Source organism: Stenotrophomonas sp., assembly GCF_032066555.1.
Classification (GTDB): Bacteria; Pseudomonadota; Gammaproteobacteria; order Xanthomonadales; family Xanthomonadaceae; genus Stenotrophomonas.
The window spans coordinates 77,667-100,988 of sequence record NZ_DAMBKV010000009.1 but is presented as its reverse complement, the minus strand read 5'-3'; the positions used below and the strand labels follow the sequence as shown (position 1 = coordinate 100,988).

At 66.3% G+C, this 23,322-nt stretch carries 22 protein-coding genes; 9 read left to right on the top strand and 13 right to left on the bottom strand.

Translation table 11 applies throughout. From position 1 onward, the window contains the following. Nucleotides 1-73 precede the first annotated feature (73 nt). Nucleotides 74-1,759 (top strand): hypothetical protein, encoded by a 1,686-nt coding sequence (locus tag RT131_RS12205; protein WP_313173076.1) that lies wholly within the window; start codon nucleotides 74-76, stop codon nucleotides 1,757-1,759. Here RT131_RS12205 and RT131_RS12200 read toward each other — a convergent pair. From RT131_RS12200 to RT131_RS12155, 10 genes are all read right to left on the bottom strand, one after another. Continuing rightward, nucleotides 1,753-2,838 carry an AAA family ATPase gene (locus RT131_RS12200; RefSeq protein WP_313173075.1) on the bottom strand — a complete coding sequence of 362 codons (1,086 nt, stop codon included), beginning with the start codon at nucleotides 2,836-2,838 and terminating at the stop codon, nucleotides 1,753-1,755. The two genes, RT131_RS12205 and RT131_RS12200, sit on opposite strands and share 7 nt — an antisense overlap. Next, on the bottom strand, nucleotides 2,835-3,404 hold the full coding sequence (gene pnuC / locus RT131_RS12195) for a nicotinamide riboside transporter PnuC (RefSeq protein WP_313173074.1): 570 nt from the start codon (nucleotides 3,402-3,404) through the stop codon (nucleotides 2,835-2,837). The genes RT131_RS12200 and pnuC overlap by 4 nt, the downstream gene beginning before the upstream one ends. Next, nucleotides 3,401-4,774 carry an AMP-binding protein gene (locus RT131_RS12190; protein ID WP_313173073.1) on the bottom strand — a complete coding sequence of 458 codons (1,374 nt, stop codon included), beginning with the start codon at nucleotides 4,772-4,774 and terminating at the stop codon, nucleotides 3,401-3,403. Before RT131_RS12190 ends, pnuC begins: the two co-directional genes overlap by 4 nt. Further along, a complete protein-coding gene (locus RT131_RS12185) occupies nucleotides 4,759-5,340 on the bottom strand; it encodes a hypothetical protein (RefSeq protein WP_313173072.1) in 582 nt (193 codons plus the stop codon). Before RT131_RS12185 ends, RT131_RS12190 begins: the two co-directional genes overlap by 16 nt. 22 nt (nucleotides 5,341-5,362) lie before the next feature. After that, the gene (locus RT131_RS12180) at nucleotides 5,363-7,180 is read right to left on the bottom strand and encodes a hypothetical protein (protein ID WP_313173071.1); all 1,818 of its coding nucleotides are present in this window, start codon (nucleotides 7,178-7,180) and stop codon (nucleotides 5,363-5,365) included. Further along, on the bottom strand, nucleotides 7,141-8,133 hold the full coding sequence (locus tag RT131_RS12175) for a hypothetical protein (protein WP_313173070.1): 993 nt from the start codon (nucleotides 8,131-8,133) through the stop codon (nucleotides 7,141-7,143). The genes RT131_RS12180 and RT131_RS12175 overlap by 40 nt, the downstream gene beginning before the upstream one ends. A 1-nt stretch (nucleotide 8,134) precedes the next feature. Then, a complete protein-coding gene (locus RT131_RS12170) occupies nucleotides 8,135-9,730 on the bottom strand; it encodes a MoxR family ATPase (protein ID WP_313173069.1) in 1,596 nt (531 codons plus the stop codon). Nucleotides 9,731-9,776: 46 nt separating this feature from the next. Then, the gene (locus RT131_RS12165) at nucleotides 9,777-10,241 is read right to left on the bottom strand and encodes a DUF6265 family protein (RefSeq protein ID WP_313173068.1); all 465 of its coding nucleotides are present in this window, start codon (nucleotides 10,239-10,241) and stop codon (nucleotides 9,777-9,779) included. Then, entirely contained in the window at nucleotides 10,241-10,879 is a 639-nt protein-coding gene (locus RT131_RS12160; protein WP_313173067.1) for a glutathione S-transferase family protein, read from the bottom strand. The genes RT131_RS12165 and RT131_RS12160 overlap by 1 nt, the downstream gene beginning before the upstream one ends. Nucleotides 10,880-11,010: 131 nt before the next feature. Next, nucleotides 11,011-12,375, bottom strand: coding sequence for a glutamate--cysteine ligase (locus tag RT131_RS12155; protein ID WP_313173138.1), 1,365 nt, complete (start codon nucleotides 12,373-12,375; stop codon nucleotides 11,011-11,013). A 203-nt stretch (nucleotides 12,376-12,578) separates the two neighbouring features. Here RT131_RS12155 and RT131_RS12150 point away from each other — a divergent pair, with 203 nt between their 5' ends. From RT131_RS12150 to RT131_RS12140, 3 genes are all read left to right on the top strand, one after another. Next, the gene (locus tag RT131_RS12150; protein ID WP_313173066.1) at nucleotides 12,579-13,277 is read left to right on the top strand and encodes a VIT family protein; all 699 of its coding nucleotides are present in this window, start codon (nucleotides 12,579-12,581) and stop codon (nucleotides 13,275-13,277) included. Nucleotides 13,278-13,280: 3 nt separating this feature from the next. Further along, entirely contained in the window at nucleotides 13,281-14,114 is an 834-nt protein-coding gene (locus RT131_RS12145; protein ID WP_313173065.1) for an AraC family transcriptional regulator, read from the top strand. Between the two features lie 101 nt (nucleotides 14,115-14,215). After that, a complete protein-coding gene (locus tag RT131_RS12140; RefSeq protein WP_313173064.1) occupies nucleotides 14,216-15,190 on the top strand; it encodes an MBL fold metallo-hydrolase in 975 nt (324 codons plus the stop codon). A gap of 305 nt (nucleotides 15,191-15,495) precedes the next feature. Here the strand turns inward: RT131_RS12140 and yihA are convergent, their stop codons facing one another. Beyond that, nucleotides 15,496-16,137, bottom strand: a complete 642-nt coding sequence (gene yihA / locus RT131_RS12135) for a ribosome biogenesis GTP-binding protein YihA/YsxC (RefSeq protein ID WP_313173063.1) — start codon at nucleotides 16,135-16,137, stop codon at nucleotides 15,496-15,498. Nucleotides 16,138-16,310: 173 nt separating this feature from the next. Between yihA and RT131_RS12130 the strand changes: the two genes are divergently transcribed. From RT131_RS12130 to RT131_RS12115, 4 genes are all read left to right on the top strand, one after another. Beyond that, entirely contained in the window at nucleotides 16,311-17,096 is a 786-nt protein-coding gene (locus tag RT131_RS12130) for a c-type cytochrome (protein ID WP_313173062.1), read from the top strand. 92 nt (nucleotides 17,097-17,188) lie between these two features. Continuing rightward, on the top strand, nucleotides 17,189-17,833 hold the full coding sequence (locus RT131_RS12125; RefSeq protein WP_313173061.1) for a thiol:disulfide interchange protein DsbA/DsbL: 645 nt from the start codon (nucleotides 17,189-17,191) through the stop codon (nucleotides 17,831-17,833). Between the two features lie 119 nt (nucleotides 17,834-17,952). Continuing rightward, complete coding sequence (locus RT131_RS12120) at nucleotides 17,953-18,777, top strand: thiol:disulfide interchange protein DsbA/DsbL (RefSeq protein WP_313173060.1); 825 nt, start codon at nucleotides 17,953-17,955, stop codon at nucleotides 18,775-18,777. A 71-nt stretch (nucleotides 18,778-18,848) separates the two neighbouring features. Beyond that, nucleotides 18,849-19,586 carry an endonuclease/exonuclease/phosphatase family protein gene (locus RT131_RS12115; protein WP_313173137.1) on the top strand — a complete coding sequence of 246 codons (738 nt, stop codon included), beginning with the start codon at nucleotides 18,849-18,851 and terminating at the stop codon, nucleotides 19,584-19,586. An 8-nt stretch (nucleotides 19,587-19,594) separates the two neighbouring features. Here the strand turns inward: RT131_RS12115 and RT131_RS12110 are convergent, their stop codons facing one another. Together RT131_RS12110 and RT131_RS12105 are read right to left on the bottom strand one after the other, a co-directional pair. Then, nucleotides 19,595-20,470 carry a DMT family transporter gene (locus RT131_RS12110; RefSeq protein WP_313173059.1) on the bottom strand — a complete coding sequence of 292 codons (876 nt, stop codon included), beginning with the start codon at nucleotides 20,468-20,470 and terminating at the stop codon, nucleotides 19,595-19,597. Between the two features lie 162 nt (nucleotides 20,471-20,632). Further along, complete coding sequence (locus RT131_RS12105; protein WP_313173058.1) at nucleotides 20,633-21,043, bottom strand: biopolymer transporter ExbD; 411 nt, start codon at nucleotides 21,041-21,043, stop codon at nucleotides 20,633-20,635. A 178-nt stretch (nucleotides 21,044-21,221) separates the two neighbouring features. Here RT131_RS12105 and RT131_RS12100 point away from each other — a divergent pair, with 178 nt between their 5' ends. Continuing rightward, nucleotides 21,222-23,168, top strand: a complete 1,947-nt coding sequence (locus RT131_RS12100; protein ID WP_313173057.1) for a transglycosylase SLT domain-containing protein — start codon at nucleotides 21,222-21,224, stop codon at nucleotides 23,166-23,168. The last annotated feature ends 154 nt before the right edge of the window (nucleotides 23,169-23,322 follow it).

Below are 23,322 nucleotides of genomic sequence, written 5' to 3'. Positions count from 1 at the left end.
TTTTCATCGCGGCGTATCACCACCCAGCCGCGCCCAGCAGTATCTTCGCGTCCATCCACCCCGAGAAGCCACAATGATCCGTCGATCCTTGTCCCTGCTGCTTCCATCCCTGTTTGTGGTTGCAGCGCTGTCGGGCTGCGACGCTCCCGACAAGGCCACCGCCGTTGCCAATAAGGCCCCGGCAGCAGATGCCAATGAACTCCCGCTGTTCGACACCTTCGGCGACCTGCACCGCGACATAGGCAGCAAGGTGCCACTGGCACAGCGCTACTTCGACCAAGGCCTGCGTCTGGCCTATGGCTTCAACCATGAAGCTGCCGGACGTGCATTCGCCGAAGCCGCGCGCTTGGACCCGGCATGTGCAATATGCATCTGGGGCCAGGCCTTGGTGCTTGGGCCAAACATCAATCTGCCAATGGACCCGGCAGCCGCCAAAGATGCCACGGCATTGGCCGCGCGTGCTGCCTCCCTTGCCACTGGCGCGCGACCCGTCGATCAAGCGCTGATCCAGGCGCTACAGAAGCGTTACGCCGACCCTGCACCGGAGGACCGCAAGCAGTTGGATCGCAACTACGCCGATGCGATGGCTGGGGTGGTCGCTAAGTTCCCTGAAGACGATGATGCCGCAACGATGTACGCGGAGGCCTTGATGGATCTCTCACCATGGGCTTATTGGCAGGATGGCAAGCCCGCCGAGTTCACCCAGGCATTGGTCGGCGAGCTGGAGCGCGTGCTGGCGCGCAACCCGCGCCATATCGGCGCGATGCATTACTACATCCACGCCATGGAATCCTCGCCCGAGCCCAAGCGTGCCGAGCCCTACGCAGATGCGCTGGCTGCGCTGGCACCGGGATCCGGCCACCTGGTGCACATGCCTGCGCATATCTACATCCGTGTGGGCCGCTACCACGATGCGACGATGACCAATCTTTCCGCCACTACCGCCGACAAGGATTTCCTTGCAGTCTGCCGTGGCAGCAACGGCGTCTATCCGCTGGGCTACGTGCCACACAACTGGCATTTCGCGACGATGACCACCGGCCTGACCGGCTCGCGTACCTTGTCACTGCAGGCCGCGCAGCAGACCGCCGCGCGCGCCGACCGCAAGGTGATGGGCGAAGCGCCAATGCAGTTCATGCAGCAGTTCGTGGTCACCCCGCTGCTCACCCAGGTGCGGTTTGGCGACTGGGACGCGATCCTCGCCGACAGGCCCGCCGCAGCGGAACTGCCCTACCCCGCTGCGATACGCCACTTTGCGCGTGGCATGGCGCAGGCGCGCAAGGGCAACCTGGAGCAGGCGTTTGCCGAGGCCAGTGCACTGCACACGATCGCCGCCGACCCGGCAATGGCACAGATCAGCTTCTTCGACATCAATCATGCCGATGGTGTGCTGCGGGTAGCCGACGCGTTGTTGCAGGGCGAACTGCTGCGCACGCAGGGCAAGCACGATGCGGCGGCGGCCGCGCTGCGGGATGCGGTGCGCGCCGAGGACGTCCTGGCCTACAACGAGCCTGCCGACTGGCCCTTGCCGGTACGCCCCTATCTGGGGGCCGCGTTGTTGGAAGCCGGCGATGCCAAGGGTGCGAGCGCCGCCTTCGATCAGGACCTTAAAACCTATCCCGCCAACGGTTGGTCCCTGCAGGGGCTGGCACAGGCGAAACAGGCACTGGGACAGAAAGAAGCGGCTGCCGAAACCCAACGCCAGCAAGAAGCCGCCTGGCAATGGGCCGATGCGCCACTGACTGCAGCGCGTTACTGAACCGGCGGCGCCGCAGTGGCTTGATGGCCAGCCTGCTGCAGCTCGGCCATCGCCGCCAATGCGGTCGTCTCTCGCTGCTGCCAGCTGCCGCGCAGCTGGCGATAAGGCACCTGGCGCGCTTCAAGCTCGCGCAGGTACCAGCCATGCTGCCAGCGGCGGAAGTCCGCATCACGGCGCGTGCCGTCCTGCACGAAGGGCACATCCGGCGCGCACAGCAACACCAGGTCGTAATGACGGGTCGACAATGCCAGCAGCAACGGATCGGCACGCCCGAACATGGCATGTGCATACATCAAGGTGGTCAGCGGCGAGGTGTCGCAGGCCAGCCAGGTGCTGGCAGTTTCCAGCAGGGCCTCCTCACGCGCGATCTGGGTCTGGGCGATATGCAGCAGATCGGCTTCCTGCAGTTGGCCATTGTTCGCCTCCCACAGCTCCCGCCCGTACTCGGCGGCATGCACGCTGCCACAGCATTCGGCCAAGCGCTGCGCCAGCGTGGACTTGCCGGTGGACTCGCCACCCAGCAACACCACCCGCTTGACGAAATGGCGGTATACCTGCGGTGCCAGCTGCTGCCGCTGCGCATGCAGATCGGTACGCAATGCAGTTCCCGAGATCGGCACCGTGCGCCGTGCCGGGTCCACCGCCACATGTACCACCGCAGTGCCACCGTGCAACTGCTGTTGCTGTGACAGCACTTCGGCAAAGCCGGGGCCGTAGTCCTCACTGCTGAACACCACGTCCACCTGCTGGCGGATCACCTCACGCAGCAACCAGGCCATGAACAGCCGGTGCACCGCGTCGCTGGCGTCGTTGTCCGGCAGAGCGCGCTTGGGCAAGCCCAGCCGCTGGCAGTGCGCGGCCAGGCGCGCATCGTCCAGCACCCAGTGCTGGGCGCCCGGGTACAGGCTGCGCAGCCACTGCTCACGCCGCTGCGGCTCCATTCCGGCGAACTCGGGCTTGGTATAGCTGACCACGATCAGCTGCGCGCAGGCGGCCTGCGCATGGTCCAGCAGCAACTGATGGCCGCGATGCAGCGGGCAGAACTTGCCCACCACCAGACCGGTGCGCGGCATGCTCATGCCTGAGCGCCCTGCGTGCGCCACAATTTGCGCCAGTGCCGCCAGGCCAGCCATGCATTGATCCAGTAAGCCGCGTATAGCACGGAGGTCAGGGTGAGCCCGCGCGAGGCGTACAGCGGCACCGCGATGGTGTTGACCAGCACCCACACCGGCCAGGTCTCGATGCGCCTGCGCATCAGCAGCAGCTGCGCCAGCACCGACAGGCACAGCACCGAAGAATCGGCGAACGGCGCGTAGGCGTCGGTGAAGCGATGCAGCACCAGTCCGTAAGCAGCACCGGCCAGCAGCGCACCTGCGCCCATCAGCGCAAAACTGCGCAACGGCGTGCGCTTGATCTGCAGTGCCGCATGGCTGGCACTGGCATGCCAGTTCCACCAGCCGAACATACTGGCCACGACGAAGAACACCTGCAGCAGCACATCGGCATACAGCTGGGTATGCCAGAACAGCAGGCCGAACAGCGAGCAACCGATGATGCCGGTCCACCAGGTGTGCACGCTGTTGCGTGCCGCACACAGGATGGACGCGGTGGCGAAGGCGTTGGCGGCGATTTCCAGTGCGGTCATGCGCCCAGGCCTTCATCGAGATCGGTGGTGTATTGCAGCACTTTGTCCTCCGCGTGCATCAGCACGACCTGCACCGGCAGGTCGTCCAGGGTATGTTGCAGGGCCGCTTGCGCCTGCTGTGCGTAACCGCCCTCGGCGACCGGCAGATGCAGGCTCACGCTGCCATCGCCGCCTTGATGCACGCGAAAGCGCGACAGCGGCAGCGCCGCCAGGGCGTGGGTCAGGTCGATGTTGTTGATCCAGCGACCGCTGCGGGTGCGGTAGCGTACCGGTCGCCTGCCCTGCAGGTCGACAATCATCGGCACATCGCCGCACATCGCCAGCGCGCCACGGTCGCCGGTGCGGTAACGCAGCAGCGGCAGGCAGAAGTTGAAACCACCGGTCAGGGTGATCTCACCGAACTGGCCATTGGCGACGGCACGACCGGCATCGTCCAGCACCTCCACATACATGCCCGGCTGCAGCAGAACGTGGCCACCGGCGGCGGCATCATGCACCGCCAGCGGACCGGCTTCGTTCATTGAATAGATGTCCAGTACCGGGCAGTCGAAGCGCTGCTGCAACGCCTGCCGCAGGCCCGGCGACAAGGCCATCGACACCGACAGCAGCGCGCGCGGCCGGTGACTGACCTCCAGTTCCAACAAGGTGGCGAAGGAGATCGGATCACCAGCGATCACCTCCGGCTGCAGCGCATCGATATAGCGCGCGCGGTCATCGGGGTGGCGCCACTCGTCCGGATGCAGGTTGATCTTGGCCAGCCCGGACTCGTCCATGCTCGGCGTCACCGACACGTAGGTAAAGCAACGCTGCTGCATGCCCAGCAGCATCACGCCCATATGCCCTCGCCCGTTGCGCAAGGCCACGCCAGCGCGTGCCAAGGCACGCTTGTGATACGCCAGGTAGCGGCCAGCCACGAGCGGATGCGAGGGCAGCACCAGCGGATGGCCGGTGGTACCGGTGGTGCGGAAATTCATCATCCGCTGCAATGACACCGGATCGGGAACGAACTGGGCGATGTCGGCAGCCAGGTCACCGCGATAGGTGGTGGCGATGTCCTCGAAGCATGCAGCATGCCCGCGCGCGCGGAAATACGGCACCTGTGCCACCACATCCTCGACAAAGCCCTGCAGCCACGGTGGCGGTGAACCCGGCTGCCACTGGAAACCAGCGCTGAGGATGTCGTGCTCGTACGCGCGCAGTTGCTGCACTTCCTCGGCGAGCAGACGATTGCCGCTCTGGTTGCGGTAGCGCGGTGCTGCCGGGTGCTCGCGCATCCGCTGCAGCATCGCCCTGCCCGCTTCGCTCAGGGTTGGATAGCGCTCACCGTCGTGCGGGTCTTGATTCACTCGCGCGGTCACTCGCGCGTCCATTTGTCCGCCGATTCCTCGGCGGCCTTGCGTGCCAGCGCCTCGCGGATGGCACGCGCGCGCGCTTCGGCAGCGCGGCTGGCGTCCAGCAGGCGACGGCGTTCGACGCTGCTGACGCTGGCCAGGCGATCAGCTGCCTGGGCGGCGGTTTCACCCGCAGGCAGCAGGCCCAGCCGCGCGATGGCGGTACGCACCAGTTCCTCGCGCCGATCCGGGTCATGTAGATAGCGGTTCACTGCGGCCTCCGCTGCCAACGCAGGCACCGCTTCGGCAAATACCGGCAGCAGCACCTCGCGCGGGAAGCGCAGCGCATGCCACGCTTCATCGGCGAGCAGCCAGGCCATCACCGCGGACAGACTCAGCTGGTTGGCGGTGACCGCGGCCAGGTTGCCGGACAGGCTGGCCTGCAACGCAGCAGGCAAGGCGACACCATGCAGCGCCAGCACGTCGTTGACCACGGCGGCGACCTGCAGCTGTCCTTCGCGGCCGCGCCGTGGCGGATCGAGGAAGTCCGGTGGTGTATCGATCAGGCGACGCAGCAGGGCGTCCAGCGAGGCGCTGTTGCTCATGGTTGGTTCCGTAAGGTGGTCTTCATCGGCCAGCCATGCCCGATGACTGGTAATGGCGTTGACTGAACTCGCGCGCGAAGGCCAGCAGGTCGGTCATGTCACGCACGACGTGGATATCCCAGCCTTGCTCGCGTGCGCGCAGCAGGTCGGCGGTCCAGCCTTTGGCGCCGACCATGCTTGCTGGCAGCGGGCTGTAAAGATTGAGCGCCATGGTGCCGCCAGCCCGGGCCGCGCGCAGCGCCTGCGCGGCGACATCCCAGCCGCTGTTGCCGCGCTCGTCCTGCTCGAACATGGTGGTGATGCCATCGTCGGAGATATGCAGGATATGCACGGCTCGCGCAGCCGCCGGCCGCTGCGCGTAGGTGCTGCGCAGGCGATGGATGGGAAAGGCGGTCGCCCCGCCGAAATAACCCACCAGCACCTTGAGGATGTCGTCCTCGCTGCGCACGAAGCCATCGGTGTGCAGGCATTGCTGCTTGCCACTCCACAACGTGGCCTGCACGCGCGCGCCCGCACGCAAAGCCGACAACGCGATCACCGCACCGGCCAAGGTCAGCCAGGAGGTGACGTGCTGCGGATCGGGCATGGAGCCTGAGCTGTCCACGTACAGGTCCAGATCAATCGGTTCATTGGCAGGCTCGTTGCCCGGCGCCGGCCCCATCACCCGCTGCACCGTGGTCACCCCCGGCACCACGGTGGGCGACTGCATCACGGTCTGCAGCCAATCCACCGCGTCCAACGGATCGCCGGGCTCCCAGGCCTCCAGCCCTTCCAGTTCGAGCTCCTGTGCCTGCGGTTGCGGGCTCAGCGGGAAGCGGACCAGGTGCGGCAACGCCCGCTCGCGGTAGTAGCGCACCGCGAATTGCTGCGGGTCCATGTCCAGCCCGGCCGCACGCAGTATCTCGCCGTACTCGAACGGCTCACGGGTCTGGCCGTGGCCGGGCACGTTGGTCGGCAATGCGTCCTCCGCCACCACGTCTGCTGCGCCAGCCTCTTCCTCACCAGTGATGCGCGGATCGAGCGCCGGATGCAGCACCGGTGCGAGTTCGTCTTCTTCCAGCCGGTCCAGTCCCACCGGTTGACTGCCGCGGCCGGCATGGCGGGTATCCATCAGCGCGTCGACGCGCGCGTCAATGATCGCCTCCAGCAAGTGCGGCAGCAGCAAGGCACTGAAACGGCTGGCACCTTCCATCCATTCGCCCGCATAGGTGCGGATCACCCGTGCGCCCAACCAGGCATCGCCGCGCAGGCCTGCATCTTCCAGCGCTGGACCGCCCAGACTACCGGCCGGCTGCTGCCACAGCTGTTCGTAGATGCCCATGTACAGCTGCCACAGCGGTGAACTGCCGCTGGCGCCGGCGGCAAGCCGCTGGTAGATCTCGGCCATGCGCAGGCCGCATTGGCGTTGCAGACGGTCGTTGATCAGCAGGTCGGTATAAAGGTTGGCGACCATAGGCGCGTGCGCTTCCAATGTCGGCAATGCGCGATGGATACGCGCCAGCAGCCGCGCGTGATCGGTGGCTGTTGCTGGTGCCAGCACGTGATGGCCGATCTCGTGGGCGAGGATTTCGCGGGCGTGATCCTGCAGCCCCAAGCGCTGCACCTGTGGCAGATCGATCACCACCCGCTGGTCGGCCAGGCGGATCATCGCGAAGCTGCCGCTCAGGCCTTCCTTCGCCGCCTCGATGCTGCTGGCGCACAGCCGTGGATCCTGCAGCCGGGTGAAACGGCTCCAGTCGGCCAGCGCCAGTGGCCAGGCGGCGCGCCAGTTGGCCAGCAGGCTTTCCTGCTCGGTGCTGCTCATGCCGCGCCCGGCAGCAGGCGCACGTGGTGCGACCATGGCGAATACAGGGCGATGCCGGCCGGTCCAGTCACCGCCACAAGGCCATCAGCGGGTGCGGCGTAAGCGATGGTGGTCGTGCCAATGCGCGCGCCCTGGCTGTCGAACGAAAGCTGCGTGGCAGGTGTCGTCCGCGCCGCAGCAAACTCTGCTGCACTGGCGGGCAACACCACGCCGCCGAAGGCATCGGCGATCAGCAGGTAATGGCGATCGCCGCTACGTGCGATGAAGCCTTCCGCGCTGGCGCGCAGCTCCGGCGGCGCGGCGAAAGGGCCGCCAAGCCCGGTGAAGCCACCCACCGTCTGCCCCTGCGCGCTCGCCGCTGCACCCTGCGGGTGCCACCAGCGCTCGCTGCCGAGTCGGCTGCGCAGCGACGGCCACTGCGCGCCGTCGACGCCCAAAGCCTCTGCGGCCAACACGGCAGGCAGACCATCGGCCTGCGCCAACGCCGCCACGCGCAGATGCGCCATGCCGGCTTGCCATGCACACAACGCGCCGACGCTGCGCAAGGCCGCCGTGCTGTCGCAACGCGGTGCCAATGCCACCATGCGCTGCAACCATGCGTCGATGCGCACGCCCGGCACCTCGTGCATGCGCACGACCGCGTTACTGAGTGCACCCAGTGTCTCCAACGGTGCAGCTGCGATCAGTCGCGCGGCAGGTGCTGCCAGCTGCTGCCACGCGGCGTCCACCCACGGCAGCCGAGCTGCCGGTCCCGCGAGTCCCTGTGCAACCAGCTCCAGGCCCAGCTCGAAGGCGACCTCGGTGGCCGCCGGCATCGCCGCTTCGTCCACGGCGGCAACCGCCAGGCACAGGGGATCCAGCGTCTGCGCGACAAAGACCGAGAACGCCGCGGTATCCAGAGTGGGCCAGCGTCGCCTTGCTTCGGCAACCTGCTGATTGAGCAGGCTGCGGCGCGATGCCAGCAGGCCGGTCAGTGCGGGTGACAGCACCTCAGCGCGCCTGCTGCCAATGCAGGTAGTTGGTGTAGCGTTGGTGCAGGTACTTGAGCTTGAGCAGGTCGTCGTACAGATGACCGTAGAGCTTGCGGCCCTTCACCCGCTCCTCCACCAGCCGTTCGATGCGCGTGAGACGCGCACGCGTCTCGCGCTCACTGACACCATCCAGGCCGCGCGCGAACTGCGCGGACAGCTCGCCGACCGGATCGTTGCGGTCCAGATCCAGGCGGTCGTACTCGGCATTGGAGCTGTCCAGCAACCAGCGCAGCCAGCTGAGCCGGTCACTGCGGTAAGCAGCGTTTTCCGGCAGCGCGAAGAACGGCGCATCCAGATCCGGTTGCAGTTTGTCGTTGAGCACGAACGGCAGCACCTGGCGCACATCGTCCAGCGCGACCGCGGCATTGCCACGGAACCAGGCCAGTGCCTTGGCAAACATCAGCAAGGTCATCAGGTTGCGCACCGACAAACCATTGCGGGTCTGGCAGCCCAGGTCCTTCATGCGATCACGTCCGGAATCGGCGGCAATCGCCTGGGCCCAGTCAACGCCGGCCAGGCGCACGGTGTCCTTGGTCAGGTATTCGAACTGCGCACCCGCAGTCTCCATCAACTCGAACTGGCTGCTGAAGAACTCGATGCGCCTGCGCACATCCTGCGGCACTTCCACCGCGCGGATCAGCTGCAGCATCTGCTCGCCTTCTTCCTCGCTGAAGATGATCTCGCGCGGCACCACTTCTTCCGGACGGATGTTCTGCTCGATGCGCAGCAGCATCTCTTCCAGGAAACGCGGGTTGAAGGCCAATGCCTGCACCACCACGTCGATGCGGTCGCGCAGGGCTTCGATCACCTGGTAGGTGCCGCCGCCACGGTCGTCGTTGGCGGTGAGGTACCACGCCGATTCCGGGCATTCGTAGACCTGGTTGAGCACTTCGGCGTAGTTGTCGCCCATCACCGTCAGCAACGCGCTCTGGGTGCGGGTGGGGATGCGGTTGTACTCGTCGATGATCTTGACCCGCATGCCCAACCAGCTGCGCCAGGCGATGCGGATCTGCGACATGTCCTGCGCGGCGACCAGATCGGCCGGCAACGGATTGCCGAGCAGGTCGGCGATGGTCATCTGCGGGTGACCGTGCTGCATGGCGCGGCGCACCTCGCGCACCGGGTAACCGGCAAGCACGCCCATCAGGATCGCACTGGCGGTCTTGCCGCGGCCGGGGCCGCCAACGAACAGGCATTTGCGGCGGGTGGCGAAGGTCAGCAGCGGCAGCAGCACATAGCTGGAATAGCTCTGCGCCGAGGGCAAGGTCAGCTGGCGGCGGGTATCACCCACATTGAAGCTGGCCGATGGACCGGCGTGGTACTCGATGTCGTAATGCGGGCTGATGATGGCGTTGTTGACGATCCAGAAGTAGGCCTGCCGCAGCTTCTCGTCCAGCGCCAGTGGCGCGGCATCGGCGGCGCCGGTCAACTGCACCGGTCCCTCATACAGTTCGGCCACATCGAAGGTCCGCGCCACCGGCTCGGCCTTCGGGTTGGTTGGTGCCTGCGACAGGCGCTGGAACAGGTTGAATGGCGACACCGGGCGTCCCTTCATCACGGAACCCGGATTCTAGCGTGGGGGCCGTGACCCCGACCGCCGCTCAGTCAGTCGGCTGCGCGGCCTGCTCGAACCGGAACACCTGCACACGCTCACCTGCGGAGGCGGTAGCCGTCAGCTGCCGGCCGTTGCGTTGGTAGGCGATCCGCTGCGGGAAGTCATGTTGGAGATTTTCGAACACCACCGACTGCGCGCCCTGCTCCACCAGCGCAAACCTGACCGGCGCAGGATTCCCTGCAACATCGGCGACGTAGTAGAGCTGCCCGCCTTCATCGATGATGCGCAGGCGCTCCTGGAACCGCAGTTCGCCTTGCCGATAGCTGCGCCCCTCGCCTTCCAGGACATCCGCCTGGCGACGCCATTGCTCAGCGCCGCTGGTACCTGCTGCCATGCCGGTGCGTTGCCAGTTGCCCAGCAACCAGTCCAGCGACGCCAGTTCCGCCGCAGCGGCGGTCACGGCACTGGCTGCACCGACCAGCAGGACCAGCCAGGGCAAGGACCTGCGCATCAGCCGCGCGGCGGGATCAGCGCATCATCCAGTGCGCTTGCCCGCTGCCAGGCCGGGCGGCCGCGCAGGCGTTCGCCATAAGCTGCAAATGCGTCGCGCGCAGGCATGCTCTTGAACATCTGTCCCCACAGGATCTGGCTGCCGACATAGACATCGGCCGCACTGAAGCGCTCGCCAAGCAGCCACGGCGACACCGATGCGGCCAGTTGCTCCAGGGTATCGATGGTCTGCTCGAAGCTGCCGTAGCCCACGGTGCCGGCCTTCTCCAGCGGGGCAAGCAGGCCCAGGGCCTTGGCGCTGACAGCGGCTTCCACCGGTCCGGCGGCGAAGAACAACCAGCGCAGGTAACTGCCGCGCAGCGGATCATCCAAGGCGGGCGCCAGCCCCGCTGCGGGGAACGCATCGGCCAGATAGGCGCAGATCGCCGCCGCCTCGGTCACCACCACGCCACGATGCACGATGGTCGGCACCTTGCCCATCGGGTTGATGGCGAGGAACGCCGGGCCTTTCATGCTCTGGCCGTACTCCAGCACCTCGGTGCGATACGGCTGGCCCAATTCCTCAAGCATCCAACGCACGATGCGGCCGCGCGACATCGGGTTGGTATAGAAGACGATTTCTTCTGTCGTGCTGCCCATGCGCCTGACTCCAGGGGATGAGGCCGCAGTCTAGCAATTACGCCGGCACTGTCATTCCCGCCTTGGCGGGAATGACAGCGAAGCAAGGCCGCCCCCGAAGACTGGACCCTCGGCTCGATCGCCCGCTTCAATCAATACGCAAACTCGCCGAACAGGGGATCCACGCTGCCATTCCAGCGGCCATGGAACAGTTCAAGCTTGCGCTCGGCCGCGGTCTTGCCGGAGTCCACGATCTCCTGCAGCACATCCAGGAAGCGCGTCTCGTCCTGGCCATCGGCATTGAGCGCGGCGCGACGGCGCAGGCCGTCACGCGAAATCGCCAGCGCCTCACGCGCCAGGTCGCGCACCGTGCCGTTGCGGAACGGCAGGTTCATCGCCTGCTTCGGCACGCCGTCGCGCAGCACGTTGCGCTCGGCCAGGCTGAAGTCCTTGACCAGGTCCCAGGCCGCGTTCAACGCCGTTTCGTCATACAGCAGGCCCACCCAGAACGCAGGCAGCGCGCAGATGCGGCTCCACGGGCCACTGTCGGCACCGCGCATTTCCAGGTACTTCTTCAGCCGCACTTCCGGGAACGCGGTGGTGGTGTGGTCCGACCAGTCACGCAGGGTCGGCAACGCGCCCGGCAGTACCGGTAACTTGCCCTGCAGGAAATCGCGGAAGCTCTGCCCGCTGGCATCGTGATAGATGCCATCGCGGTAGGAGAAGTACATCGGCACGTCCAACAGATAGTCGACGTAGCGCTCGTAGCCGAAGCCATCCTCGAACACGAAATCGAGCATGCCGGTGCGGTCCGGATCGGTATCGGTCCAGATATGCGAACGGTAGCTCAGGTAGCCGTTGGGCTTGCCTTCGGTGAACGGCGAGTCGGCGAACAGCGCGGTGGCAATCGGCTGCAGCGCCAACGACACGCGGAACTTCTTCACCATGTCCGCTTCACTGGCGTAATCCAGGTTGACCTGCACCGTGCAGGTGCGGGTCATCATGTCCAGGCCGAGCGAGCCGACCTTGGGCATGTAACGCTTCATGATCTGGTAGCGGCCCTTGGGCATCCACGGCATGTCCGCACGCGCCCACTTGGGCTGGAAGCCCATGCCCAGGAAACCCAGCTGCAGCTCGCCGGCCACCTGCGCCACTTCATTGAGGTGGCTACCGGTTTCCACGCAGGTCTGGTGCAGGGTCTCCAGGGCCGCGCCGGAAAGTTCCAGCTGACCGGCCGGCTCCAAGGTCACCGAAGCACCATCACGCAACAGGGCGATGGTATTGCCGTTCTCCTGCACCGGCTCCCAGCCGAAGCGGGTCAGGCCGTTGAGCAGCGCATTGATGCCGCGCTCGCCCTCGAAGGTAGGCGGACGCAGGTCATCCAGGCGAAACCCGAACTTCTCGTGCTCGGTGCCGATCCGCCATTGCGACCTGGGCTTTTCACCCGAGGCAATGCTCTGGACCAACTGGTCGCGGTGGGTGATGGGGGTATCAGCGACGTGGCTCGGGCTCGACAAGGGCAGGCTCACAGAATTCTGGGCAGGGCGGGAAGGTGGGGGCCAGCCCCCGCCATCGCAAGGGCGCACTATATCGCGGCATACATTGCCATCGTGTCACGGCAGCGGTTTTCAGCATCCTATAAAAGCAGACTTGACCGGCCCGGTTACTGCGCCTGCGAGTCATTCCGCGATGGCCGTTGCACTGGCTCTACACTGTGCGCATGAGCCGCAGCCACCATCGTGAAACCCACCGTTCGGAGCGTGTAGGCTGGCTGCGTGCCGCCGTACTGGGGGCGAACGACGGCATTGTCTCGGTCGCCGGCCTGGTGGTCGGCGTGGCCGCCAGCGGCGCCAGCCCCTCGGCCATCCTCGCCACTGGCGTGGCCGGCACGGTGGCCGGCGCCATGTCGATGGCGGCCGGCGAATATGTCTCGGTGATGTCCCAGGCCGATGCCGAACATGCCGACCTGGCCGTGGAACGCCGCGAACTGCGTGAAGACCCACATAGCGAACTGCAGGAACTTGCCGGCATCTATCGCCGCCGCGGCCTCAGCCCCGAGCTGGCGCAGCAGGTGGCCGAGCAGCTGACCGCACACGATGCCCTCGCCGCCCATGCGCGTGACGAGCTGGGCATCACCGAGGAACTGCGTGCCCGACCGCTGCAGGCCGCCGCCGCATCGGCCAGCGCATTCGTCGTCGGCGCCGCCCTGCCGGTACTGACTGCATTGCTGGCTGCCCCGGCACGCGTGGCGGAAATAACCACCGCCGCCACCCTGGTTGGGCTCTGCATCACCGGCGCGTTGGCGGCGAAGGCTGGTGGAGCACCCGTGGTGCGTGGCGCCTTGCGGGTGGTGTTCTGGGGCGCATTGGCGATGGCTGCAGCCGCAGCCATCGGCCACCTGTTCCACATCACGGTGTAAGCAATGAAGGCAGAGAGCGACGCCACGCCCGCTTTGCTGGCCCAGCTGTCTTCCTTGGTCGACTGCCAGCGCGCCGAAGGGTATGCCTGCATCACCGCGCGCCGCGAACACGGCGCCAGTTCGGTGGACATCCCGCAGCCCCAGCTCGCCATCCTGCTGCAGGGGCGCAAACAGGCCCGCACTGCACAGCAGTCACTTGAGTTCGGCCCCGGCGATCTGTTCCTGATCACCCGCCGCAGCCGCATCGATGTGGTCAATATTCCGGACCCGCACAGCGGCCTGTACCTGAGCGCGATCGTGCCGCTCTGCCCGGAAGTACTGGCTGCAGCCCGTGCCTTGTGGACCGACGCCCTGCCCGATGCCGGCCCCGCGCTGGCACGCCTGCCGCTGGCCGCCCATGGTGCCGCCCTGCTGCAATGGCGGCAGGCCTTGCAGCACGGCCAGTACACGGAAGCACGGCTGGCCCTGGCCGCGCTGGTGCTGGCGTTCTGCCGGCGTGGCCATGGCAGCCTGCTGCTTGCGCCCGAACCCGGCCTGGGCGACCGCATCCGCGACCTGGTTGCCGCGCAGCCGGAACGCGACTGGCAATCGCGGGACTTCGAATCGCAGCTTGGCATCAGCGGCGCCACCCTGCGGCGCCGGCTGGCGAGCGAACATCTCAGCATCCGTGAACTGTTGGTTGATGCACGACTGGCCCATGCCATGCAGCTGCTCTATACCACCCGCCTGCCACTGAAGACCGTGGCAGCACGCGCCGGTTACCGTTCACTGGCCAGCTTCAGCAAACGGTTTGCCGCGCGTTACGGGTTGGAGCCAGCGGCAATCGGCAACAGCTGAGCGCGAAGCGAGCGTTTCGCGCGCCATTGTGAGCGAAACGCGGCGCCACGTCGGCGCAGCATGACGGTCCCGCGGCACTGCCGTACTCGCAGGAACCCCCGATGCGTATCCGCCCCCATTACCCTCTCGCGGCCTTGATGATCTTCGCCGTCAGTTGCGTTGCGCAGGCACGCAGCACGCATGTCGTGCAACAGCAGGTTGCCGGCGTCCATCACCAGCAGATCGGCGAGCTGCAGGTCACCGCCCTGTTTGACGGCGTGGTGGCATTGGGACGCCAGCAGCTGGCCGGGATTGATCCCGGCGCGGTCACCCGCCTGCTTGAACATGGCTATGTACCGGAAGATGGCAAGGGCCTGCAGACCGCGATCAACGCCTATCTGGTACGCCACGGCAATCACCTGAGTTTGATCGATACCGGCACCGCGCAATGCTTCGGCGCTGATATCGGCCTGGGCCAGGTGCTGGGCAACCTGCGTGCCGCCGGCTACGACCCGGCCGAGGTCGATGACGTGCTGCTGACCCACGCCCATCCGGACCATATGTGCGGCCTGCTGGATGCACAGGGCAAGCCGGCTTTCCCGAAAGCCACGGTATGGCTGTCGCAGGCCGATGCCGCCTATTGGCTCGATCCGACCAGCGAAACCACCGCCCCGCAGCCACTGCGGTTCGCGTTCGGCCTGGCCCGCAAGGCGGTGGCGCCTTATGTTGCCGCCGGCAAGTTGCACCGGTTCGGTCCGGGTGAGCCCCTGCCGGCAGGGATCACCGCGCTGGACAGCCACGGCCATACCCCCGGCCACGTCTCGTATCTGCTTGCGGGTGGCAGCGGCCAACAGCTGCTGGTATGGGGCGACATCGTGCATTTCCATGCCGTGCAGTTCGCCCGCCCGGAGGCCGCATTCGAAGCCGACAGCGATCGCGGCGCTGCCATTACCAGCCGCCACCGGCTGATGGCCGAAGCATCCGACAAGGGCTGGTGGGTGGCCGGTGCGCACCTGCCGTTCCCGGGCCTGGGCCATGTTCGCCGCGAAGGCGAAGCCTTTGCATGGGTACCGAACGAGTTTTCGCCGTTGAAGTGATGCTGTTGCTGTTGCTGCCGTTGCTTTGGCTTTGGCTTTGGCTTTGGCTGTTGCTTTTGGCTTTGGCTTTGGCTTTGGCTGTTGCTGCTGCCGTTGCTGTCCCCTCTCCCGTTTACGGGAGAGGGGTAGGGGTGAGGGCAGCTTTGGCTTTGGCTTTGGCCTCGAATCGCACAACAACCTGGAAAGCACAAAAACAAAAACGCCGCCTTGATCGAGGCGGCGTTTTGCATGCACCCAGGTCTGGCAGACCATCAGCTTCGCGGCTTACGCCGCTCCCACAATCCGAGCATTTTGGGCTTCGCGGCTTACCCCGCTCCCACGTCCCCTGCATCGTCCGCTGCCGGCGGATTCAAGCCCAGCCAGCCGCCGATGATGCCGCGTGCTTCGTCCACGCCCTGGCGCGATTCGCCTGAGAAGGTCTGCACGCTGACCGTGTCGCCAAAGATCGAGTGCAGCTCCTTGCGGACCTTCTGCAGGGTCTGCATCTGCTGGCCACGGCCCAGTTTGTCGGCCTTGGTCAGCAAGGCATGCGCCGGCAGACCGCGCTGCACCGCATAGCCCAGCATCTGCCGGTCGTAGTCCTTCAGCGGATGACGGATATCCATCACCACCACCAGGCCCTTGAGGGCATTGCGGGTGCGGAAGTACTGGTCGATGAAGGCCTGCCAATGGGCCTGCAGGTCCAGCGGCACCTTGGCGTAGCCATAACCGGGCAGATCGACCAGGTGCGCGTCTGGCGTCACCTCGAAGAATACGAGCTGCTGGGTGCGGCCCGGGGTCTTGGAGACACGGGCCAGGGAGTTCTGGCGGGTCAGCGCGTTGAGCGCGCTGGACTTGCCGGCGTTGGAGCGGCCGGCAAATGCCACTTCGGCCCCCAGATCCGGCGGCAACTGCCGGGCATTGTGGGCGGAAAGGTGGTAACGGGCGCGTTCGATGAGCAATGACATGTGCATAGGATCGCATGTTGCGGCGCCGCGCGTCGGCCTGGCCGCTGTCCCGGGACCACCGACCGGATCGATTTTGCTGCACTGCTTCGTTGACCGTGCCGCAAAACGCCGTTGATAATCCGGGCGATGCCGGCGGAAAGCCCCGCCCGGCCCGGTCCACACGGAGCTTCAGCATGCGCCATGCTCGTGTTCTTGCCGTTGCAGCACTGGTAGTCCCCGTAATCGCCGCCGTCGCCTTTGCGCAGAGCTCGGTCATCGCCGTACCGGACAACGCGCCGGTACAGACCGCTTCGCTGGAAATCGACTTCAGCAAGACCAAACCCGGTGATGCCAAGGCCGGCGAGGCCAAGGCGTCCACCTGCGCCGCCTGCCACGGTGCCGACGGCAATTCGGCGGTGGAGATCTACCCGCGCCTGGCCGGCCAGAGCGAACGCTATATCGCCAAGGAAATGGCCCTGATCGCCAATGGCCAGCGCAACGAAGGCGCAGTCGCCGCGATGCTGCCGTTCGTGCAGGGGCTTACCCCGCAGGACATGCGCGATATCGGCGCCTTCTTCGCTACCCAGAAGTCCGGCGCCGGCGTGGCCGATGACGCGCTGGTCAGCGAGGGCCCCTATGAAGGCATGAAATTCTTCGAAGTCGGCCAGAAGCTCTACCGCGGCGGCGACGCCAGCCGCAACATTCCGGCCTGCATCGCCTGTCACGGCCCCACCGGCGCGGGCAACCCCGGCCCGGCTTATCCGCATATCGGCGGCCAACATGCCGGCTATGTCGCCCAACGTCTGCAGCGCTACCAGGCAGGCCAGACCGGCGAGACGGATGCCACCCAGTTCAAGATCATGGCCCAGATCAGCCACGCACTGACCAGCCAGGAGATCCAGGCGCTGGCCAGTTACATCCAGGGCCTGCATGATCGGGCCAACGACGCCACGGTCGCCACCGCCGCCGCGCAACCCTGATCCCGCCGGTCGCCCCGGCGACCCGGCACTGCCCCACGCAGACACGCCGGCCGCAAGGTCGGCGTCTGTTTTTCCAACGGAGACTCCCCACGATGACGCTGTTCCCCCGACTGTTGCTGATGCTGCTGGCAACCGCCCCGCTCCTGGCCTGGGCCGCCCCCCCCGCCGCACCAGTGGAGGGCCAGGACTATGAGCTCATCGCCGAACCGGGCCCCTTTGCGCCGCTGGCCGGCAAGATCGAGGTGGTCGAGGTATTCGGCTATACCTGCCCGCACTGCGCCCATTTTGAACCGCAGCTGGAAGCCTGGGTGGCCAAACAGCCAGCCGACGTGCGCTTCACCCCGGTGCCGGCGGCGTTCGGCGGTTACTGGGATTCATACGCGCGCGCCTTCTATGCGGCCGAGCAGGTCGGCGTACGCCAGCGCAGCCACGCCGACGTATTCAAGGCCCTGCATGTGCAGGGCAGCCTGCCGGTGCAGAATGTTTCGCCGGATGAGCTGGCTACCTTCTATTCGCAGTACGGCGTGCAGCCGCAGCGCTTTGTCGAGGCCCTGCGCAGCCCGCAGGTGGACGACAAGGTCAAGAATGCCCGCGCCTTTGCCATGCGGGTCAAGGTCACTGGCACCCCGATGCTGATCGTCAATGGCAAATATCTGGTCAAGGGCAAGACCTTTGATGACACCCTGCGCATCGCCAGCGCGCTGGTTGCCCGCGAACGCGGCACCGGCCGCCGCTGATCCCCTGGCTGAACCGGGTTACCGGTTCAGCCGACAACGCCCATAATGCGTCCCTGCGCGCGATGGCCGCGGCTTCGTTGCCCGGCACCACAACAAAACTCTGCTGGAGATCACACCCGATGAAGATCCGCTTCGCCCTGGCCCTGACCGCCCTGCTGCCGCTGATGGTTGCCTGCAAAGCCCAGGATGGCACTGCCGATACCGCCGCTCCGGCAAGCACCCCGGCCGCTACCGAAGCCGCCCCGGCCGCAAACCCGGCCCCGGCTCCGGCTCCGGCCGCTGATGCTGCAGCCACCGCCCCCGCTGCGGCTGCCAGCGATACCGCTGTCGCCCCGCCGGTCCCGGCACAGGCACGCCTGGTCGGCCCGGAGCCGGTCGCCGGCACCGACTATGTCGCCATCGAAGGTGGCCAGCCGTTCCAGCCGGCAACCGGCAAGATCGAAGTGGCGGAAATCTTCGGCTATGTCTGCCCGGCCTGCGCCCGCTTCCAGCCCCTGATCAGCTCGTGGAAGGCCGGCCTGCCCTCGGACGTGAGCTTCGTCTACGTGCCGGCCGCCTTCGGCGGTACCTGGGACAACTACGCACGTGCCTTCTATGCCGCTGAAACCCTGGGCGTGCAGGAAAAGACCCACGACGCGCTGTACACCGCCATCCACATCGAGCAGACCCTGAAGGGCGAGCGCGGCACCGATTCGGTGCAGGACATCGCCAACTTCTACGGCAAGTACGGCGTCGATCCCAAGACCTTCGCCGATACCATGGGCAGCTTCGGCATTGCCGCCAAGGTCAACCGTGGCAAGCAGTTCGCCCAGCGCAGCAAGATCGCCGGCACTCCGTCGCTGATCGTCAACGGCAAGTACCTGGTCAAGGGCAAGGGCTATGAGGACATGCTCCGCATTGCCGACCACCTGATCGCGCGCGAACGCGCCGCAAACGCCAAGTGAGGTATCAAGGGCCTCGGTAACGAGGCCCTTGAGTTCGACCCGCCGTGAAATCCCCCACCCAGACACTGCGATTGCTGACCGCCAACATCCAGGCCGGCTCCAGCACCCGCCGCTACAGTGATTACGTGACCCGTAGCTGGTCGCATGCGCTGCCTGCCGGGCAGAAGCGCTCCAGCCTGGACGCAATCGCCAAACTGGCCAGCGGCCGCGACATCGTCGGCCTGCAGGAGGCCGATCCGGGCAGCCTGCGCTCTGGCTTCACCAACCAGACCCACTACCTGGCCGAACGGGCAGGTTTCAACTATTGGGCGCACCAGCCCAACCGCCGCATGGGCGGCGTGGCCTCCAGCGCCAACGGCCTGCTGAGCCGGCTGGAGCCGGTGGAAGTACAGGACCACGCCCTGCCCGGCCGCATCGGTGGCCGCGGCCTGCTGGTCGCCCGTTATGGCGATGGTCCCGAGGGCCTGACCGTGGCGGTGGCACATCTGTCGCTGGGCACCGGCTCGCGCCTGTCACAGCTGGATTTCATCTCCGACGTGCTGGCCGACTACCCCAACGCCGTCTTGATGGGCGACTTCAACTGCAAGGCTGACCGCCCGGAAATGCGCGTGCTGTACCACAAGACCCGGCTGCAGCCGCCGAGCTGCCTGGTACCGACCTTCCCCAGTTGGGGACCGGACCGCGCCATCGATCACATCCTGATTTCCGACACCATGAAGATGCTCGACACGCGCGCCGTTGCCGCCGCGTATTCGGACCATCTGGCGGTGGAAATGGAAGTCGACGTCCCCGCCAACAGCCTGCGCTAAGCCCCGCCTCAGTCCGCGGCTACCGCCGGCGGCGGTCGCCGCCGCGCGGTCAGGGTGCTGCCCGCCGATGCCAGCACCGTGCAGCCGATCGCCAGCCACTGCAGGCCGCTGAGATGTTCGTGCAGCAAAAGCAACGCCCATAGCGCCGCTACCGCCGGCTCCATGCTGATCAGGATGCCGAATGTCTCCTTGGGCAGGCGCTTGAGCGCCCTCATTTCCAACGACATCGGGATGGCACTGGATACCACCGCCACCCCGAAACCAGCCAGCAGGATCTTCGGCTCCAGCAGCGCCATGCCCGCGTGTGCCACGCCTACCGGCACCACCACCAGCGACGCTGCCAGCAAGCCCAGGGACACACTGTGGCCGGCATGCAGATGGCCGGTACGCTTGCCGTAGATGATGTAAAGCGCCCAGCACAACGCCGCACCCAGCGCATACATGACCCCGACCGGATCCAGCGCCTGGCCGCCATCGAGCGGCAACAGCAGCACCAGCCCCATCAGCGCGCAACCGACCCATACGAAATCGATCGGCCGCCGCGAGGAGAACATCGCCACCGCCAGCGGACCGGTGAACTCGATGGCAACGGCAATACCGAACGGGATCGTGCGCAGCGCCATGTAGAACAACAGGTTCATCAACCCCAGCGTCAGCCCATAGCGCAGGATCGCGGCACCATCGGCGCGACTGGTATGCCAGCGCCATGGCCGCCACAGCAGCAACAGGAACAGCGCCGAAAAGCCCACGCGCAACGCACTGGTGCCTTGCGCACCAATGAGGGGGAACAGGTTCTTGGCGTAGGACGTGCCGATCGACAACGAGGTCACCGAGCCGAGCACCGCCAGCACCGGCAACAGCGATGCGAATCGGGAATTTTGCATGCCGCTAGTGTATTCGGCCGCTGCTGCAAACGCTTGGGCGAAATGGCCGTGGGCGCCAGATCCGATGATGCCGCCGGACCTGCGTGGCAGTGCGGTCACAATCGCCGCTGGACAGGCATCAACCATCCCATCGGCTGGTTGATGCCTGCCACGCGCGGCACGCTACTGGATGAAGGCGATACGCTGCATATGCGTGTTGTTGGCCGCCGCCAGCACCTTGGCCATCACCTGGTACTGCGCATCGGGGGAGGCATCGATGCGCAGCTCCGGCAGATTGCCGACATGCAGATCCGCCTGTGCCTGCAGGCGGGCCTGCAAGTCGCCGATCGCCAGCACTTCGCCGTTCCAGTACAGCTGATCGGCAGCATCCACCCGCAGCTCGATTGGCGGCGGAGGCTCGACACGTTGCACGATCTTGTCGGTTCGTTGTGGCAGATCAACCGGGATCGGCACCGCCACCATCGGTGCAGTCACGATGAAGATGATCAACAACACCAGCATCACGTCGACCAGCGGGGTCACGTTGATATCAGCCAGTGGACGTCCGGTATTGCCTGCTGCACTGAATGCCATTCCAGTTCCCCCAGGGCGAGGCCGGCTGCCTCGCCACCGAAGCTACGCCTGCTTCCAGGCGTTTCCAGCCATGCGGCGGATTCCATTCAGTTTCCGTTTGCGCAGCAGCGACACGTTTGTTCATGTGCGGGTCGGGCTGCTGCTCTGCCGTTGACGCTGCGGCCGTTATCCTTCCGTCATGAATAAAATCCTCCTGCTGCCTCTGGCTACCCTCGCCGCGCTGCTCAGCGCCTGCGTCCAGGCCCAGAACCTGGACGCACAACGCACGGCGATGCGCACCGCCATCGACAATGCCGAGCGCGGGCAGTTCGATGCCAACGCGACCGCGCCGCTACGCAATCACCCGCTGTACGGCTGGCTGGAGTTCAGTGCCCTGCGCCGCAACATCGACACCTTGCCGAATGCGCAGGCACAGGATTTCCTGAAGCGCTACCAGGGCCAGGCCGTGGCCGAGAGTTTCCGTTCGGCCTGGTTGCCCGCCCTCGCCCGCCGCCAGGACTGGCCGACCCTGCTGGCCAACTGGAAGACCAGCAGCGATCCCGGCCTGCGCTGTGCCGAACTCAATGCACGACAGGCCACCGGCAAGGCCGATGCGCAATGGACCGGCGACGCACAGGCCTTGTGGCGCAGCGCCGGCAAGTCGCTGCCCGACGGCTGTGACCCGGTGTTTGCAGTCCTCGCCAGCCGCGGCGGCCTGCCCCCGGCGCTGCGTTGGGAGCGCATCGACGCTGCCGCCGACGCACAGCAACCGGCGGTGATGCGTGCCGCCGCACGTGGTCTGCCAGCCGCCGAGCTTGCCCAGGCCAATGACTACGCCGCCTTCGTCGACAAGCCCGACGCACGCGCCCTGAACTGGCCCAAGAACGAACGCAGCCGTCGCATCGCCGTTGATGGTCTGCAGAAGCTGGCCAAGGCCGACCCTGGCGCGGCCGAGCTGCAGCTGCCGCAATACGCCCAGGCACTCGCCCTCAACGCCGAGCAGCAAGGCAAGGTGTTGTACGAAATCGCACTATGGACGGTGGCCTCCTACCTGCCGGATTCGGCACGACGCCTGGCCGCCGTGCCCGAGTCGGCCTATGACGAACGCCTGCACGAATGGCGCACCCGCGAAGCGATGGCACGCGGCGATTGGCCGGCAGCACTGGCCGCCATCCGCAAGATGCCGGCCAGCCAACGCAACGATTCGCGCTGGCGCTGGTTCGAGGCCCGCCTGCTGGAGAAGACCGGCAAGCCGGCCGAGGCGACAGCGCTGTACCGCGCCGCCGCCAGCGAGCCTACCTTCCACGGCTTCCTGGCCGCCGACAAACTCAAGCAGCCCTACAACCTGTGCCCGTGGAATCCGGGCGACAGCGCGGCGGCAAAGACCGCCGTCGGCCGCGACCCGGCGCTGGTGCGGGCGATCGAGCTGTTCAAGATCGAACGTCCAAGCTGGGCCGCGCGCGAATGGGCCGAGGCCTTGTCGCGTTTCGACGACAGTCAGCGCCGTCTCGCCGTGGAAGTGGCCAGCAACAACGGTTGGTTTGATCGCGCCGTGTTCGCCTTGAAGGGCCCGCAGGAGATGCGCCTGTACAACCTGCGCTTCCCGCTGCACCACGACGACACGATCCGTCGTGAAGCCGCCCGCAATGCGCTGGACCCGGCCTGGATTGCTGCGGAAATCCGCGCCGAAAGCATCTTCAACCCGAATGCACGTTCGCCGGCCAACGCCATGGGCCTGATGCAGGTATTGCCCGCCACCGGCGCCAGCGTGGCCAAGAGCATTGGTTTGAGCGGCTATGGCGGTGCGTCCAGCCTGTATGACTCGGACACCAACATCGCCATCGGTACCGCCTATCTGCGCCAGCTGATGGACAAGTACAACGGCCTGCCCTACGTCACCATCGCCGCCTACAACGCCGGCCCGACGCCGACCGCACGCTGGCAGACCCAGCGTCCGAATTACGATCCGGATTTCTGGATCGAGACCATCAGCTACAAGGAGACCCGCGAGTACGTGGCGCGCGTGCTGGCCTTCAGCGTGATCTACGACTGGCGCCTCAACAACAACGCCCTGACCCTGAGCGACCGCATGGTTGGCAGGACCGAAGGCGCCCGCAAGCCCTTCAGCTGCCAGCGAACGCAGTAGCGCCTGTAGAGCCGAGCCATACCGCTTCTGCTCCCTCCCTTTCGCGCAGCGAAGGGGAGGGCTGGGGAGGGGTGCTTTTGGGCCTTTGCCTGTAAAGCACCTGCCGAGCATGGCTCGGCACTACCGCTTCTGCTCCCGCCCTTTCGCGCAGCGA

Excerpts from the sequence above, each read along its gene's own strand:
- RT131_RS12170 (WP_313173069.1), bottom strand. The coding sequence starts at position 9,730 with ATGAAGGGACGCCCGGTGTCGCCATTCAACCTGTTCCAGCGCCTGTCG.
- RT131_RS12110 (WP_313173059.1), bottom strand. The coding sequence starts at position 20,470 with ATGCAAAATTCCCGATTCGCATCGCTGTTGCCGGTGCTGGCGGTGCTC.
- RT131_RS12120 (WP_313173060.1), top strand. The coding sequence starts at position 17,953 with ATGAAGATCCGCTTCGCCCTGGCCCTGACCGCCCTGCTGCCGCTGATG.
- RT131_RS12180 (WP_313173071.1), bottom strand. The coding sequence starts at position 7,180 with ATGGTCGCACCACGTGCGCCTGCTGCCGGGCGCGGCATGAGCAGCACC.
- RT131_RS12140 (WP_313173064.1), top strand. The coding sequence starts at position 14,216 with ATGCGTATCCGCCCCCATTACCCTCTCGCGGCCTTGATGATCTTCGCC.
- RT131_RS12160 (WP_313173067.1), bottom strand. The coding sequence starts at position 10,879 with ATGGGCAGCACGACAGAAGAAATCGTCTTCTATACCAACCCGATGTCG.
- RT131_RS12125 (WP_313173061.1), top strand. The coding sequence starts at position 17,189 with ATGACGCTGTTCCCCCGACTGTTGCTGATGCTGCTGGCAACCGCCCCG.
- pnuC (WP_313173074.1), bottom strand. The coding sequence starts at position 3,404 with ATGACCGCACTGGAAATCGCCGCCAACGCCTTCGCCACCGCGTCCATC.
- RT131_RS12145 (WP_313173065.1), top strand. The coding sequence starts at position 13,281 with ATGAAGGCAGAGAGCGACGCCACGCCCGCTTTGCTGGCCCAGCTGTCT.
- RT131_RS12200 (WP_313173075.1), bottom strand. The coding sequence starts at position 2,838 with ATGAGCATGCCGCGCACCGGTCTGGTGGTGGGCAAGTTCTGCCCGCTG.
- RT131_RS12105 (WP_313173058.1), bottom strand. The coding sequence starts at position 21,043 with ATGGCATTCAGTGCAGCAGGCAATACCGGACGTCCACTGGCTGATATC.
- RT131_RS12185 (WP_313173072.1), bottom strand. The coding sequence starts at position 5,340 with ATGAGCAACAGCGCCTCGCTGGACGCCCTGCTGCGTCGCCTGATCGAT.
- yihA (WP_313173063.1), bottom strand. The coding sequence starts at position 16,137 with ATGTCATTGCTCATCGAACGCGCCCGTTACCACCTTTCCGCCCACAAT.
- RT131_RS12150 (WP_313173066.1), top strand. The coding sequence starts at position 12,579 with ATGAGCCGCAGCCACCATCGTGAAACCCACCGTTCGGAGCGTGTAGGC.
- RT131_RS12130 (WP_313173062.1), top strand. The coding sequence starts at position 16,311 with ATGCGCCATGCTCGTGTTCTTGCCGTTGCAGCACTGGTAGTCCCCGTA.
- RT131_RS12205 (WP_313173076.1), top strand. The coding sequence starts at position 74 with ATGATCCGTCGATCCTTGTCCCTGCTGCTTCCATCCCTGTTTGTGGTT.
- RT131_RS12100 (WP_313173057.1), top strand. The coding sequence starts at position 21,222 with ATGAATAAAATCCTCCTGCTGCCTCTGGCTACCCTCGCCGCGCTGCTC.
- RT131_RS12190 (WP_313173073.1), bottom strand. The coding sequence starts at position 4,774 with ATGGACGCGCGAGTGACCGCGCGAGTGAATCAAGACCCGCACGACGGT.
- RT131_RS12165 (WP_313173068.1), bottom strand. The coding sequence starts at position 10,241 with ATGCGCAGGTCCTTGCCCTGGCTGGTCCTGCTGGTCGGTGCAGCCAGT.